Genomic DNA, 14,078 nt, shown 5'->3' with positions numbered 1-14,078 from the left:
TTACCGCGCCCGGGGCGGGTGGGCTGATGGCGAGGGTCATCGTCGAAGCGCTGGACAGCGTCCACGGGCGCACCGCCGTCGGCCTCGACGCGAGACTGGAGTCGCTGGTCGACAACGAGTGGGTGCCGGTGGTCGAGCGCAGAACGGACGCGAGCGGCCGGATCGAGGAGTGGGGCGGGACGGACGGCGGACGCGGCCTCTACCGGCTGGTGTTCGACGTCGACCGGTACTTCAGCGGGCTCGGCCTGTTCACCGTGCACCCCGAGGTGGCGGCCACCTTCCGGGTCTCCGACGGCGAGTCGGGGCACCGGGTGAGCCTCACCCTCTCGCTGAACCACTACGCGGTGGCCTTCATCGCCGACTAGGAAGGTGGACCCGGGCCTGCGGGGGGCTCCGGGTCGCCGGCGGCCAGCCGGGCGGAGCGCAGCAGGTCGAGCGTGCGGGCCTCCTCGGCGGGGGTCCGCATGAGGCGGAACACCAGCCGGGCCCGCCGCAGGTGCTGGACCGCCAGGTCGGCCTCCCCGGTGCCGAGCGCCAACTCGCCGAGGGTGACGAGGATCCGGCCCATGATCAGCCGCTCGTTGGAGCCCTCGGCGAGGAGCAGCGCGCGGTGCAGGGCGTGGGCGGCCTCGCCGCTCTCGCCGAGCCGGTGGCGGGCCGCCCCGATGCCGTGCAGGGCGTAGATCTCGCCGGTGTGGTCGCCGATCAGCCGGACGACGTCGAGGGCGCGGGAGAAGGCCTCCAGGGCCCGGTCGTAGCCGCCGCGTTCCAGGTGGCTCTGGCCCATCCGGTGCAGCACCTGGGCCTCGACCCGCCGCCCGCGGCCCTCCCGGCTCAGCCGCAGCGCCTCGTCGAGGAGCGCTCCGGCGCCCTCCTCGTCGCCCTCGCCCAGTTTGAGCTGGGCCAGGTTGTGCAGCACGTAGGCGACGGCGACGGAGCCGCCGCTCGCCCGCAGGACGGTGAGGGCGGCCTGGTAGTGGGCGGTCGCCTCGTCGATCCGGCCGTCCACCCGGGCGAGGTAGCCGAGGCTGCGGGCGGTGAGGGCGGAGCCGAGGTCGTCGCCGAGGTCCGTGAAGATCCCGGCGGCCTGGCGGAAGCGCTCCTCGGCGGCGGGGAAGTTCTGCCGGGTCAGCGCGAGCGAGCCGAGGGAGTGCAGTGCGGCGGCCTGGCCGAGCCGGTCGCCGCCCTTGCGGGCGGCCGCGAGGGCGAGTTCGTGGGTGTCGCGCCAGTCGTCGAGCCGGCCGTGGGTCTCCAGGAACGTCACGGCGGTGACGGCGAGTTCCCAGCAGTGCGCGGTGAGGCCCATCATGGCCGCCTGTCTGACCCGGGGCACGAGCATGGGCCGCTCCCGGGCGAACCACCGCAGCGGCTCGGCCAGCAGCCGGTCCACCGTCCGGGCGGGCAGCGGGTGCAGGGCGGTGCCGCGGCCGCGGATCAGCACGTCGCGGCCGTACTCGCGCTGTCTCGCCTCGATCAGCAGGTAGAGGAAGCAGCCGATCACCCGGGCCAGTGCGGACTCCCGCTCCTCGACGCTCTCCTCGTCGACGAGGCGTTCGCGCGCGAAGACCCGGACCAGGTTGTGCAGCCGGTACTGGGTGTGGCGTCCGGGCGCGGTGCCGACGGCGTCCAGCAGCTGGGCGTCGGAGAGTTCGTCGATCAGGTCCTGGACCTGGTACTCGGGCAGGTCGAGCAGTGCCATGCCGACCCAGGTGGAGAACGGCCCCTCGTCGACCAGGGCGATCCGCCGCAGCAGCCGGCGGGCGTCCTCGCTGACGCTCTCGTAGGTGAGCGAGAGGCCGGCCCTGATGCCGACGTCGGCGTACTTGAGCTCGTCGAGCCGGCGGGTCCCGTCCTCCAGCCGCTCCACCAGTTCGGTGACCTCCCAGTGCGGCCGGGCGGCGAGCCGGGCGCCGGCGATGCGCAGCGCCAGCGGCAGGTGGTCGCAGAGTTCGGCGAGCGCCTTCGCCGCCTCCGGTTCGGCCGCCACCCGCGCGGGGCCGGCGATCCGGCCGAGCAGTTCCGCGGACTGCTCGGGGTCGAAGGTCCCGACGTCCACCCGGACGGCTCCGGCGAGGCTGCCGATGTGCCGCCGGCTGGTGACGATCACGGCCGAGGTGGGCTTGCCCGGCAGCAGCGGGGTGATCTGGCTCTCGGTGGCGACGTTGTCGAGGACGATCAGCACCCGCCGCTCGGCGAGCAGGGCCCGGTACATCTCGGCCCGCTCCTCCAGTCCGTCGGGGATGGCGGTGCCGTTGACGCCGAGGGCGCGCAGGAAGCGCTCCAGCACCTGGGCCGGGCCGACGCTGTCGGGGGCCCCGCCGTGCAGGTCGGCGAAGAGCTGCCCGCCGGGGAACTCGGCGGCGATCTGGTGGGCCGCGTGGACGGCCACGGCGGTCTTGCCGACCCCGGCCTTGCCGACGACGGAGACGATCGGGACGGCGAGCCGGGACTGCTCGTGGGAGGAGAGCAGCAGCCGTTCGCGCAGGCCGTCGAGCAGGTGCTCGCGGCCGGTGAAGTCGGCGAGGTCCGCGGGGAGCATCTCCGGGACGGTGACGGGGGCGGCGGGGGCCACGGGCGGCGCGGCGGCGGGCTCGGCGGCCGGGGCGCCGTGGGCGGCGGTCGGACGGCCGTCGGGCAGGTCGAGCCGGGGGTCGCCGGCGAGGATGGAGAGTTCGAGCCGCTGCAGCCGGGGGTCGGGTTCGACGCCGAGTTCGTCGATCATCCACTGGCGGGTGTCGCGGTAGACCTGGAGCGCCTCGGTCTGGCGCCCGGAGCGGTAGAGCGCCAGCATCAGCTGGCCGCGCAGCCGCTCCCGTAACGGGAACTCGTCGACCAGGCCGATGAGTTCGCCGACGGCCGCGCCGTGCCGGCCGAGCGCGAGTTCGAGCTGGATGCACTCCTCGGTGGCGCCGACCCACTGCTCGGTGAGCTGGCCGGCGGCGGACCGGATCGACTCGCTGGGCAGGCCGCCGAGGGGGTCGCCGCGCCACAGTCCGAGTGCCTGCCGGAAGAGGGAGGCGGCCTCCGCCTTGCGGTCGCGGTCCTCTGCCGTCCGGTCACGGTCCGCCGCCTTCCGGTCGCGGCCCTCCGTCTTTTGGTCGCGCAGCGCCCGCGCCTTCCCGACCCGGTCGCGGGCCTGGAGCAGGTCGAGCTGGGCGTCCGCCGCCTTCACCATGTAGCCCTGCGGGTGGGTGGTGATGACGTCGGAGAGGCCGTGCACGGCGAACAGCCGGCGCAGGGCGGAGACGCTGATCTGCAACTGCGCGCGGGCGGTGGCCGGCGGGGCCTCCTCGTAGAGGGCGCGGACCAGGCGGTCCACGCTGACCACCCGGTTGACGTCGAGGAGCAGCGCGGCGAGCACCGTCTGCTGCCGGATCCCGCCGAGGTTCAGCGGCCTGGCGTCGACGAGCGCTTCGAGCGGGCCGAGAATGCGGTACTCGACCCGGGGCACGGGTGAGGAACTGCCGTCGTGGCTTATGCCGGAACCAGGTCGGTACCCCACCGTTTCCACTCCCCCCAGAGGAATAGGCGCAGGATCGCAAGGCACTCTAGGGACGGCCCGGTCAATGGGTCAACGATATTCAGTTCTCCCCAAAAGACGCCGCCTGAAGGACTGCGGGCGACGTCCGCGCCCCCGGATGACCGGCCGGGAATCGACGCGGAAATGCCGGTTGGCCGGATCGGCGCGCACCGATCCGGCCAACCGCGGCCCGGGGCGGTTCTCAGGCCTGCATCAGCTCCGCGACCCGGAAGGCGAGGTCGAGGGACTGGCGGTGGTTCAGTCGCGGGTCGCAGGCCGTCTCGTAGCGCTGGTGCAGGTCCTCGGCGCGGACCTGGTCGCCGCCGCCGAGGCACTCCGTGACGTCGTCGCCGGTGAGCTCGACGTGGATGCCGCCGGCGTGCGTGCCCAGCTCCCGGTGCACCTCGAAGAAGCCGGCGACCTCGCCCAGGATGTCGTCGAAGCGGCGGGTCTTGCGGCCGTCGTCGGTCTGGACGGTGTTGCCGTGCATCGGGTCGCAGATCCAGGCGACCCGGGCGCCCTCCGCCGTGACCTTCTCCACCAGCGGCGGCAGCAGTTCGCGCACCCGGCCCGCGCCCATCCGCACCACGAAGGTCAGCCGGCCGGGCCGGCGGTCGGGGTCGAGGCGGTCGACGTAGCCGAGGACCTCGTCCGCGGTGGTCGTGGGGCCGAGCTTGACGGCGATCGGGTTGTGGATCCCGGCGAAGTACGCGATGTGCGCGTCGTCCAGGCCCCTGGTCCGCTCGCCGACCCAGAGCAGGTGCCCGCTGGTGGCGTAGTGCGCCCCGGTGCGCGGGTCGGTGCGGGTGAGGGGCTGCTCGTAGTCCAGCAGCAGTCCCTCGTGGCTGGCGAAGAACTCGGCCTCCAGCAGCCCGGCCGGGTCGCAGCCGCAGGCCTGTAGGAAGCGCAGCGCGCGGTCCACGCCGTCGGCGAGTTCCTCGTAGCGGCGGGCCTCGGTGGAGTCCGCCAGGAAGCCGCGGTTCCACTGGTGGGCCTGGTAGAGGGAGGCGCTGCCGCCGGCCGCGAAGCCGCGGACCAGGTTCAGGGTGACCGCCGACGCCTCGTACATCCGCCGCAGCCGCGCCGGGTCCGGGCGGCGGGCCGCCTCGGTGAACTCCGGGCCGTTGACCGCGTCGCCCCGGTAGGAGGGCAGGCTGAGGCCGTCACGGGTCTCGTCCGGCTGGGAGCGGGGCTTGGCGTACTGCCCGGCCAACCGGCCGATCTTCACGACCGGGACGCCGCTCGCGTAGGTCAGCACCACCGCCATCTGCAACAGGGTGCGCAGTTTGGCGGTGACCGCGTCCGCGGTGAGCCCGCCGAAGGTCTCGGCGCAGTCGCCGCCCTGGAGGACGAAGGCCTCGCCGGCGGCGACGGCGGCCATCCGGTCGGTCAGCCGGTCGCACTCCTCGGCGAGGACCAGGGGCGGGGCGGCCGACAGGTCGGCGACCACCTCGCGCAGCGCCGCCTGGTCCGGCCACTGCGGTTGCTGGGCCGCCGGCAGGGAACGCCAGGCGGCAGGTGCTCCGGTCTGCGGAATTCGATTCATCACGGCCCTCGGATGGGAACGGAAATCGCTGGCCCGCTCATTGCAGCCCGGCCGCGGAAAGAAGGTCAAGCGTCCGCGAATTGGCCTGCTCCCGCACCGGAGAACTGGTCTGACCGCCTTCCGGGACGAACGGATTGACTGGGGGCCATTGGTTCACCGGCCGTACCCAGCCGGCCATTCACGATGAGGATTCCGATGCCAGACGCGCCATCGCACCCTCCGTTCGCCGTCCGGCTCGGCACCGAGCCGCTGCCGCCGCACGACCCGCTGGAGCTGTACACGCGGCTGGGCGACCGGCTCGGCGCGGAGCAGGTGTACCTGCTGGAGAGCCTGACCGAGTCCGGCCGGCAGGGCGGGCCCGCGGTGCTCGGCTGCGGCCCGCTCGCCGAGATCCGGCTGTACGGCTCGTACCTGGAGATCGACGGGATCGCGGAGCTCGTCCCGGTGCTGCGGGCGACCGCCGAGGCGGCCGGCCTCACCCCCGCCGCCGACGCCCCCGGGCGGCTGGAGGCCCCCGAGCCGGCCCGCGTCTGGGAGTTCCTGCGGCGCGCGCAGGGCCTGTTCGGCCTGGAGCCGGGCCTGCCCGGCGACCGCTTCCACTTCGGCTTCCTGGCCCGGTTCGGCTACGACGCGGCCTGGCACATGGAGGACCTGCCGGCCCGGGCGCTGCCGCCGGCCCGCCCGGACGCCGTGCTGACGCTGTTCCGCGACAGCGTGCACTACGGCACCGACGGCGCGCCGGTCCTGCGGACCGCCGACAGCCCGGCCTTCGGCGAGCACGGCCGCCACGACCTCGCGGGCGCGGCCCGGGAGGCGGCCGGGCAGGAGCCGCAGGCCGCGTGCCCGCCGGCCGTCCGCCCGCAGTCCGTGCACGACAGCGTGGACCGCGACACCTTCCACGGCTGGGTCCGGCGCTGCCTGGAGCACATCGGGGTCGGCGACATCTACCAGATCCAGGTCGGCCACCGGATCGACGTCCGCACCGCGCTGACGCCGGTCGAGGTCTACCGGCGGCTGCGCTCGCGCAACCCCTCCCCGCACATGTACCTGCTCCCGAACGGCGAGGGCACGCTGATCGGCGCCAGCCCCGAGCTGCTGTTCCGGATCGAGGACGGCCGGATCGTGATGCGCCCGATCGCCGGCACCACCCGTCGCGACCAGGACGAGGAGGAGAACGAGCGGCGGATCAAGGCCCTGCTGGCGAGCACCAAGGAGCAGGCCGAGCACGTCATGCTGGTCGACCTCTCCCGCAACGACATCAGCCGGGTCTGCAAGCCGCACACCCTGACGGCCGACGACCTGATGGTGGTGGAGACCTTCTCGCACGTCTTCCACCTGGTGTCCACGGTCAGCGCCGAGCTGGAGGAGGACGCCGACGTGTGGCGGTCGCTGTGCGCGACCTTCCCGGCCGGCACCATGACCGGCGCGCCGAAGCTGCGCGCCATGGAGATCATCCACGAGATCGAGCGGGAGCCGCGCGGAGCCTACGCCGGTGCCGTCGGCCTGATCGACGTCGGCGGCTGGAGCGAACTGGCGCTGTGCATCCGCACGATCGCGCACGACGGCGCGGTGTACTCCGTGCAGAGTTCCGCGGGGATCGTCGCCGACTCGACCCCCGAGGGCGAGTGGAACGAGACGTTGGCGAAGCTGGGCGCCGCCTACTGGGCCCTGACGGGTGAGGAGTTGACGGCGTGAAGGTTCTGCTGGTGGACGCGCGGGACAGCTTCGTCCACATCATCGACCAGTACCTGCGGGCGCTCGGCGCGGACACCGAGGTGGTCCGCTCGCACACCCGCACCCCCGAGCAGCTGGCCGCGACCGCGCCCGACGCGATCGTGCTCGGCCCCGGCCCCGGGCACCCGGCGGCCTCCGGCCACGTCGAGCTCGTCCACCACTTCGCCGGGAAGGTCCCGCTGCTCGGCGTGTGCCTGGGCCACCAGGCGATCGGCCTGGCGTTCGGCGGGCGGGTCCAGGTCGCCGACCGGCTGATGCACGGGCGCACCAGCACCGTGACGCACGACGGGCGCGGCCTGTTCGCCGGCCTCGGCAACAGCCTCACCGCGACCAGGTACCACTCCCTGATCGTCACCCAGCCGCTGCCCGAGGACCTGGAACTCACCGCGACCGCCGACGACGACGGCTACGTCATGGGCATGCGGCACCGCAGCCTGCCCATCGAGTCGGTGCAGTTCCACCCCGAGAGCATCACCACCACCGGCGGCATGCAGCTGCTGGAGAACTTCCTCGCTGTCGGCGCCGGGCGCTGACCGCACGCACATCGGAACCGACGAGCGGAAATGGGTGACCAGTGACAGGGAATGGTGAATCGCGCAGCTGGCCGCAGCTGCTCACGGCGCTGATCGGCGGGACGGACCTGAGCACCGCCGACACCGCCTGGGCGATGGACCGGGTGATGCGCGGCGAGGCGGCGCCGGCGCAGCTGGCCGGGTTCCTGGTGGCGCTGCGGGCCAAGGGCGAGACCGCCGAGGAGGTCGACGGGCTGGTCCGGGCCGCGCGCGAGCACACGGTGCGGGTCGACGTGCCGGGGCCGACGCTGGACATCGTCGGCACCGGCGGGGACGGCGCGAAGACCGTGAACGTGTCCACCATGGCCGCGATCGTGGCGGCCGCCGCCGGGGCCCGGGTGGTCAAGCACGGCAACCGCTCGGCCTCCTCCGCCTCCGGCTCGGCGGACGTGCTGGAGCGGCTCGGCATCGCGCTGGAGCTCTCCGCCGAGGAGGTGGCCCGCTCGGTGCGCGAGGTCGGGATCGGCTTCTGCTTCGCCCCGGCCTTCCACCCGGCGTTCCGCCACGCGGCCGTCGCCCGCAAGGAGTTGGGCGTGCCGACGGCGTTCAACGCGCTGGGCCCGCTGACCAACCCGGCCTCGCCCACGGCCATGGCGGTCGGCGTCGCCGATCCCCGGCTGGGCCCGCTGATCGCCGCCGTGTTCGCCCGCCAGGGCGTGGACGCGCTGGTCTTCCGGGGCGACGACGGCCTCGACGAACTGTCCGTCTCCACCACCTCGACGGTCTGGACGGCGACCACCGGCCGGTTCGTGCAGGAGCGGCTCGACCCGCGCGAGCTCGGGATCGCGACGGCGGCCCCGGACGCGCTGCGCGGCGGCGACGCCGCCCACAACGCGGGCGTGGTCCACGCCGTCCTGGACGGCGAGCAGGGCCCCGTCCGCGACGCCGTCCTGCTGTCCGCGGCGGCCGGCCTGGCGGCGCTGACGCCCTCCGAGCAGCCGGTCGTCGAGCGGCTGGCGGCCGCGCTGCCCCGGGCCGCCGAGGCGGTCGACTCGGGCGCGGCGGCCGCGCTGCTGAAGCGCTGGGCCGAGAGCGGGCCGCCGCGCGCGGGGCGGCCGGACTGAGTCGCCACCGGGCCGCCGCCGACGGGCGGCGGCACCGGGGCGCGACGCCGACGGGCCGCGCGGACCTCCTCGGGGGGAGGCCCGCGCGGCCCGTCGCGTTGGTGCGGGGTGGTACGCCCCAGGACCCGAGCCCGCCCCGTTCGTCCGCCCCGTTCGTCCGCCCCCGGCGTCACGGAGGCGGGCGAAGGGGCGGACGGGCGGACGGGCGGCGGTCAGGCGCGGTGGCGCAGCTCCAGCGTGCAGCACTTGACGCTGCCGCCGCCCTTGAGCAGCTCGGACAGGTCGACGCCGATCGGCTCGAAGCCGCGCTCCCGCAGCTTGTCGGCGAGGCCGGTGGCCGCCTCCGGCAGGAACACGTGCAGGCCGTCGCTGACCGCGTTGAGGCCGAACACGGCGGCGTCACCGGCGTCCGCCAGCACCGCGTCCGGGAACAGCCGGCCCAGCACCTCGCGGCTGCCCGCGGAGAAGGCCTCCGGGTTGTACATGATCTCGTCGCCGTCCAGGACGGCGAGCGCGGTGTCCAGGTGGTAGTAGCGCGGGTCGATCAGCTCCAGGCCGATCACCGGGCGCCCGAAGAACTCCTGGGCCTCGGCGTGGCCGGCCGGCGTGCTGCGGAAGCCCCGCCCGGCGAGCACGTACTCGGCGGTGACCAGGAAGTCGCCCTCGCCCTCGTTGACGTGCTCCGGGTCGTGCAGCTCGGGGTAGCCGTTGGCGCGGAACCACTCCAGGTAGGCGGGGCCCTCGGCGGCGCGCTCGGCGTTGCGGAAGCGGGCGCCGAGCACCTTGCCGTCCACCACGGTGGCGCCGTTGGCGGCGTAGACCATGTCGGGCAGGCCCGGGATCGGGTCGATCAGGTCGACCCGGTGGCCCAGCTCCTGGTAGAGCGCGTACAGCCGCTCCCACTGCGCCACCGCGAGCCCGGTGTCGACCGGCTTCGCCGGGTCCATCCACGGGTTGATCGCGTAGGTGACCTCGAAGTGGCTGGGGCGGCACATCAGGTAGTGCCGGGGCCGGGCCGTGCGCTCGGCGGTGCGCGGGGTGACAGCGTTCATCGGTGACTCCTCGTGAGGGCTTCGGACAACGGGCGGTGGCGCTGCGGTCCGGACGGGCGGCAATCGGGTGCCTGCGGGGCTCCGGGGCCGGCTCGCCGGCGGCGCGGCCGGGCGTGGGGGAAACCCAGGCGCGCCGCACTCGTTCCTGCGGGCCGGCCCCGCGCCCGTCCCTGACATGCTGTCAGTTCACTTGCGGGGGACGGGAGATCCTTAAGCCAGGGTGGAACATCCCTGATGGACCGGTCGATCGCGGTCAGTCGAGGCGGGCGTCCATCGCCTCGGCCAGGCTGCGCGGACGCAGGTCGGTCCAGTTCTTCTCGACGTAGTCCAGGCAGGCCTGCCGGGATTCCTCGCCGAACACGCTGCGCCAACCGGCGGGCACGTCGACGAAGGCGGGCCAGAGCGCGTGCTGGTTCTCCTCGTTCGCCAGGACCAGGAACGCGCCCTGCTCGTCGTCGAAGGGGTTGGTGCTGCTCATCGGGCCCTCACTTCATGGTTGTGGTCGTGCTCTTGGGCAAGGTCGTCCAACTCGTCGGCCGGCTCGTCGTTGAGCTCGCCGTCGACCTCGTCGTTCAGCTCGTCGTTCAGCTCGTCACAGAACTCGGTGACCCGCCGCCGGAAGGCGTCCACCACCCGCCGGGCGATCGGCTCGTCGCAGCCGTCCAGCGCGTGCACCAGGGCGCACTCCAGCCCGCCGGGTGCGCCGTCCGCGGTCCGCCGCTCCACCAGTTGGAGCAGCAGGTCGACGGCGGTGCGGGCCACCGGGACGGGCCGCTCGGCGACCGCCACGGCGTCGGCCCACCGCCCGCCGTCGGCCGGTTCGGCCCGCACCAGATGGGAGACCGCCACCCCGAACAGCGGCTGGCGGCCCGCCTGCCGGGCCGGGTTGACCAGCTCCACCACCCGGTCGAACGGCAGGTCCTGATGGGCGTGGGCGGCCAGCAGCCGCTCCCGGACCCGCCCGACCAGGGTGCGGGCCGTCGGGGCGCCGGAGGTGTCGACCCGCAGCACCACGGTGTTGACCAGGCAGCCGACCACGCCGTCCAGGACCTCGTCGTCCCGGCCGGCCAGCGGCACCCCGATCGGGAGGTCGTGCCCCGCGCCGAGGTCGCCCAGCGCGGCGGCGAACGCCGCCTGCACCACCATCCCGGTGCCGGCCGAGCAGGCCCGGGCGGCGGCCGCCAGCCGGCGGTGCTCCCTCCGGTCCAGGGCGAAGCGGACGGTGCCGGCCGCGCCCGGCCCGGCGCCCGGGGCGCCGGTGGCGTCCGGCAGGCCCCGCCACGGCGGCAGGGCGGCCAACGCGCCCTGCCAGTAGGCGGCTTGCCGGGCGGCCGGGCTCTCCGGTCGGTCCTCGTCGCCGAGCCGCCGCCGCAGCCACAGGGCGTGGTCGGCGTACTGGACGGCGGGCGACGGCCAGCGCGGCGCCCCGCCGTCCGCCCGGGCGCGGTAGGCGAGCCGCAGGTCGGCCAGCAGCGGTTCGAGCGCGTGCCCGTCCACCGTCGCGTGGTGCAGCACCAGCAGCAGGGTGTGCCGGTCGGGGCCGCTGCGCAGCAGGGCGGTGCGCAGCGGCGGTTCGGTCAACAGGTCGAAGCCGCGGTCGAGTTCGGCCGCGATCCAGGCGTCCAGCCGCTCCGGCGGGACGTCGAGGAGGCGGGGCGCGACGGACGGGACGGCGGCGAGGAAGGCCTCGGCGAGGTCGGCGTCGGCGGCCGGGCCGCCGGGCGGGGCATCGGACGGGGCATCGGACGGGGCATCGGCGGGCGTGAGGATGCGCTGCTCGGGGCCGTCCGGGCCGTACGGCAGGACGGTCCGCAGGGCCTCGTGCCGGGCCACCAGGTCGCCTAGCGCGGCCCGCAGCGCGGCGGGGTCGAGCCCGCCGGTGAGGTCGAGGGCCAGGGTGGTGAGGTAGTCCGGGCGGTGCTCGCCCAGGTAGTTGGCCGTCCACAGGCGCAGTTGGGCGGGGGCGAGCGGCAGCCGGTCGGGCCGGGTCGTCCGGTCGCCGAGCGCCGGGGCGCTGCCGTCGGTGCCGTCGGTGCCGCCGGTGCCGCCGGTGTCATCGGTACGGGCGGCGGCGCGGTCGAGCCGGTGGTCCAGCCCGGCCACGGTGGGCGCGTCGAACAGCTCGCCGAGCGGCACGTCGACCCCCAGGGTGGACCGGATCCGCCCGGCCAGCCGCATCGCGGCGATCGAGTTGCCGCCGAGCGCGAAGAAGTCGTCCTCCGGCGCGACCGCCGGCACCCGCAGCACCTCCGCGAACAGCGCCGCCAGCACCTCCCGGCGGGGCGAGCGGGTCGGCCCCGGGGCCGACCGCTGCGGCGGGGCCAGGGCGGTCGTGTCGACCTTGCCGTTGGCGTCCAGCGGCAGCGTGTCGACCGCGACGAGCACGGCGGGCACCAGGTGGCGCGGCAGCCGCCCGGCGAGCCGGCGGCGCAGTTCGCCGGCGGCCACCGGCCGGTCGGCGACCACGTACCCGACCAGCGAGCGGCCCGCCGGGCCCGCCCCGTGCGGCACCACCCGGGCGGCGGTGACCTCCGGTTCGGCGCACAGCGCGGCCTCGATCTCGCCCGGCTCGATCCGGAACCCGTTGATCTTCACCTGCCGGTCCGCGCGCCCCAGGAAGTGCAGCCGGCCCTCGGTGTCCCACCGGCCCAGGTCGCCGGTGCGGTACAGCCGGCCGCCCGGCGGGCCGTACGGGTCGGCGACGAAGCGTTCGGCCGTCCGGGCCGGGGCGCCGTGGTAGCCCGCGGCCAGGCCCTCGCCGCCCAGGTGGATCTCGCCGGGGACGCCCGGCGGCACCGGGCGCAGCGCGGCGTCCAGCAGCAGCACCCTCGTCCCCGCGAGCGGGCGGCCGATCGGGACGGCCTCGCCCTCGCGGACCGGGCCCGCCGGGACTTCGTGGCCCAGGGCGAAGGTCGTGCTCTCCACCGGCCCGTACAGGTCCAGCAGCCGCTGGCCGGGCGCGGCCCGCCGGGCCCGGGCGAGCGCCGCCGGGGGGACGACGTCGCCGCCGGTGCAGATCAGGCGCAGCCGGGCCAGGGCCGCCGGGATCTGCTCGGTCAGCAGGTCGAACAGGCCCGCCGTCAGCCAGGCCGCGGTGGCGCCGCCGTGCTCGACGGCCCGGGCGTAGTCCGCCGGGGTCAGCTCCCCCGGCGGGGCCACCACCACCTGGCGGCCGGTCAGCAGCGGCATCAGCAGCTCGTACACCATGGCGTCCCAGGCGTGCGGCGAGTGGAACAGCACCCGGTCGTGGTCGGGGCCGTGCCACAGCGGGTCGTCGGCCAGGGCGAGGATGTTGCGGTGGGTCACCGCCACGCCCTTGGGGCGGCCGGTCGAGCCCGAGGTGTACAGCAACTGGGCGACCTGCCCGGGCGGCACCTCCGCGCCGGGGTCGTCCGTGCGCCCGCCCGCCCGCCGGGCCGCCGCCAACAGGTCGGCGTCCACCAGCAGTTCGGTGCCCGCCTCGGCGGCGAGCGCACGCAGCCGCTCGGCCGGGAACCCCGGGTGCAGCGGGACGCAGACGGCGCCGAGCTTGGCCAGCGCCAGCATCGCCACCGGCACCTCCGGGCAGCGCGGCAGCCGTACGGCGACCCGGGTGCCGGGCCGCACCCCGAGGCCGGCCAGGTGGTGGGCCAGCCGGTTGGCGTCGGCGTTCAGCACGCCGTACGTGGTGGTGCCGGCGGTACCGGCGCCGTCGACGTGGTGCAGGGCGATCCGGTCCGGGTGGTCGGCCGCCAGCCGCTCGAACCGCGCGCCCACCGACACCGGTTCGGCGTCGGCCGCCGGGCCGGTGCCCCAGGCCCGCAGCCCCGCCCGCTGGACGGGCGGCAGCAGGTCGACCCGGCCGGTGGTCAGCGCGTCCGCGCCCGGACCGGCCAGGGCGGCGCAGGCGGCCGTCAGCAGGGTGCGCAGCCGGTCCGCGTCGAGGTACCGGTCCAGTTCGGCGGGGCGCAGCTGGAGCCGCACGTCCAGGCCGCCCTGACGCGGCAGCACCACCAGCGAGAGCGGGTAGTGGGTGCCGTCGAACGGTTCGACGGCGCCGATCCGCAGGCCCGGCGCGGGCTCGACGAACCCGGCCTCGTCCAGCGGGTAGTTCTCGAACACCAGTGAGCTGTCGAAGAGCCGCCCGGCGCCGGCGGCCTCCTCCACCGCGGTGAGGCCCAGGTGCTCGTGGTCCAGCAACGCGGTGCGCTCCCGCTGGAGCCGGGCGGCGAGCTCGCGCAGCGGCTCGCCCGGGTGCAGCCGGGCCCGGACCGGAACGGTGTTGATCAGCAGGCCCACGAGCCGGTCCGCTTCCGGCAGTTCGGCCGGGCGCTGGGCGACGGTGGTGCCGAACAGGACGTCGTCGCGGCCGGTGAGGTGGGAGAGCACCAGCGCCCATGCCGTCGCCACCAGGGAGCCGAGGGTCACCTCCCACTGCGCGGCGCGCGCCCGCAGCCCGGCGGTGAGCCCGGCGGGCAGGGTGAAGACGCTCGTCGACGGGCCGTCGTCGGCGCCCTCGCCGCCCTCGCCGCCCTCGCCGCCCTCGCCGCCGGCCGGCGCGGGCCGGCCGACCCGGGTGGGCTCGGCCCCGGCGAGGGCGGCGCGCCAGGC

Annotated in this window: 9 protein-coding genes; 4 read left to right on the top strand and 5 right to left on the bottom strand. The window is 75.4% G+C overall.

All coding sequences use genetic code 11. From position 1 onward, the window contains the following. Window positions 1-26: 26 nt before the first annotated feature. Window positions 27-365: a hydroxyisourate hydrolase gene (locus tag ACFVTF_RS37200; protein WP_363585084.1), complete on the top strand. Its 339-nt coding sequence runs from the start codon at window positions 27-29 to the stop codon at window positions 363-365. Here the strand turns inward: ACFVTF_RS37200 and ACFVTF_RS37195 are convergent. Both ACFVTF_RS37195 and ACFVTF_RS37190 read right to left on the bottom strand, forming a co-directional pair. After that, a complete protein-coding gene (locus ACFVTF_RS37195) occupies window positions 362-3,451 on the bottom strand; it encodes a BTAD domain-containing putative transcriptional regulator (protein WP_387818571.1) in 3,090 nt (1,029 codons plus the stop codon). The two genes, ACFVTF_RS37200 and ACFVTF_RS37195, sit on opposite strands and share 4 nt — an antisense overlap. A 271-nt stretch (window positions 3,452-3,722) precedes the next feature. Further along, complete coding sequence (locus ACFVTF_RS37190; protein WP_371519872.1) at window positions 3,723-5,066, bottom strand: class II 3-deoxy-7-phosphoheptulonate synthase; 1,344 nt, start codon at window positions 5,064-5,066, stop codon at window positions 3,723-3,725. Between the two features lie 195 nt (window positions 5,067-5,261). Between ACFVTF_RS37190 and ACFVTF_RS37185 the strand changes: the two genes are divergently transcribed. The 3 genes from ACFVTF_RS37185 to trpD are packed head-to-tail and all read left to right on the top strand — an operon-like array spanning window position 5,262 to window position 8,436. Continuing rightward, window positions 5,262-6,761 (top strand): anthranilate synthase component I family protein, encoded by a 1,500-nt coding sequence (locus ACFVTF_RS37185; protein ID WP_387818569.1) that lies wholly within the window; start codon window positions 5,262-5,264, stop codon window positions 6,759-6,761. Next, a complete protein-coding gene (locus ACFVTF_RS37180) occupies window positions 6,758-7,333 on the top strand; it encodes an aminodeoxychorismate/anthranilate synthase component II (RefSeq protein ID WP_371519866.1) in 576 nt (191 codons plus the stop codon). The genes ACFVTF_RS37185 and ACFVTF_RS37180 overlap by 4 nt, the downstream gene beginning before the upstream one ends. A gap of 41 nt (window positions 7,334-7,374) precedes the next feature. Continuing rightward, window positions 7,375-8,436, top strand: a complete 1,062-nt coding sequence (gene trpD / locus ACFVTF_RS37175; protein WP_387818567.1) for an anthranilate phosphoribosyltransferase — start codon at window positions 7,375-7,377, stop codon at window positions 8,434-8,436. Window positions 8,437-8,648: 212 nt separating this feature from the next. Here trpD and ddaH read toward each other — a convergent pair whose 3' ends face one another. From ddaH to ACFVTF_RS37160, 3 genes are all read right to left on the bottom strand, one after another. Further along, complete coding sequence (ddaH, locus tag ACFVTF_RS37170) at window positions 8,649-9,488, bottom strand: dimethylargininase (protein ID WP_371519860.1); 840 nt, start codon at window positions 9,486-9,488, stop codon at window positions 8,649-8,651. Window positions 9,489-9,741: 253 nt separating this feature from the next. After that, window positions 9,742-9,966, bottom strand: coding sequence for an MbtH family protein (locus ACFVTF_RS37165; protein WP_371519858.1), 225 nt, complete (start codon window positions 9,964-9,966; stop codon window positions 9,742-9,744). Further along, window positions 9,963-14,078: amino acid adenylation domain-containing protein (locus ACFVTF_RS37160; protein ID WP_387818565.1), on the bottom strand; the 4,116-nt coding region annotated here is incomplete at its 5' end. The genes ACFVTF_RS37165 and ACFVTF_RS37160, both read right to left, overlap by 4 nt.

The sequence above is a fragment of the Kitasatospora sp. NPDC057940 genome (genome assembly GCF_042887425.1).
GTDB lineage: Bacteria > Actinomycetota > Actinomycetes > Streptomycetales > Streptomycetaceae > Kitasatospora.
This window is presented reverse-complemented; position numbering and strand designations above follow the sequence as displayed.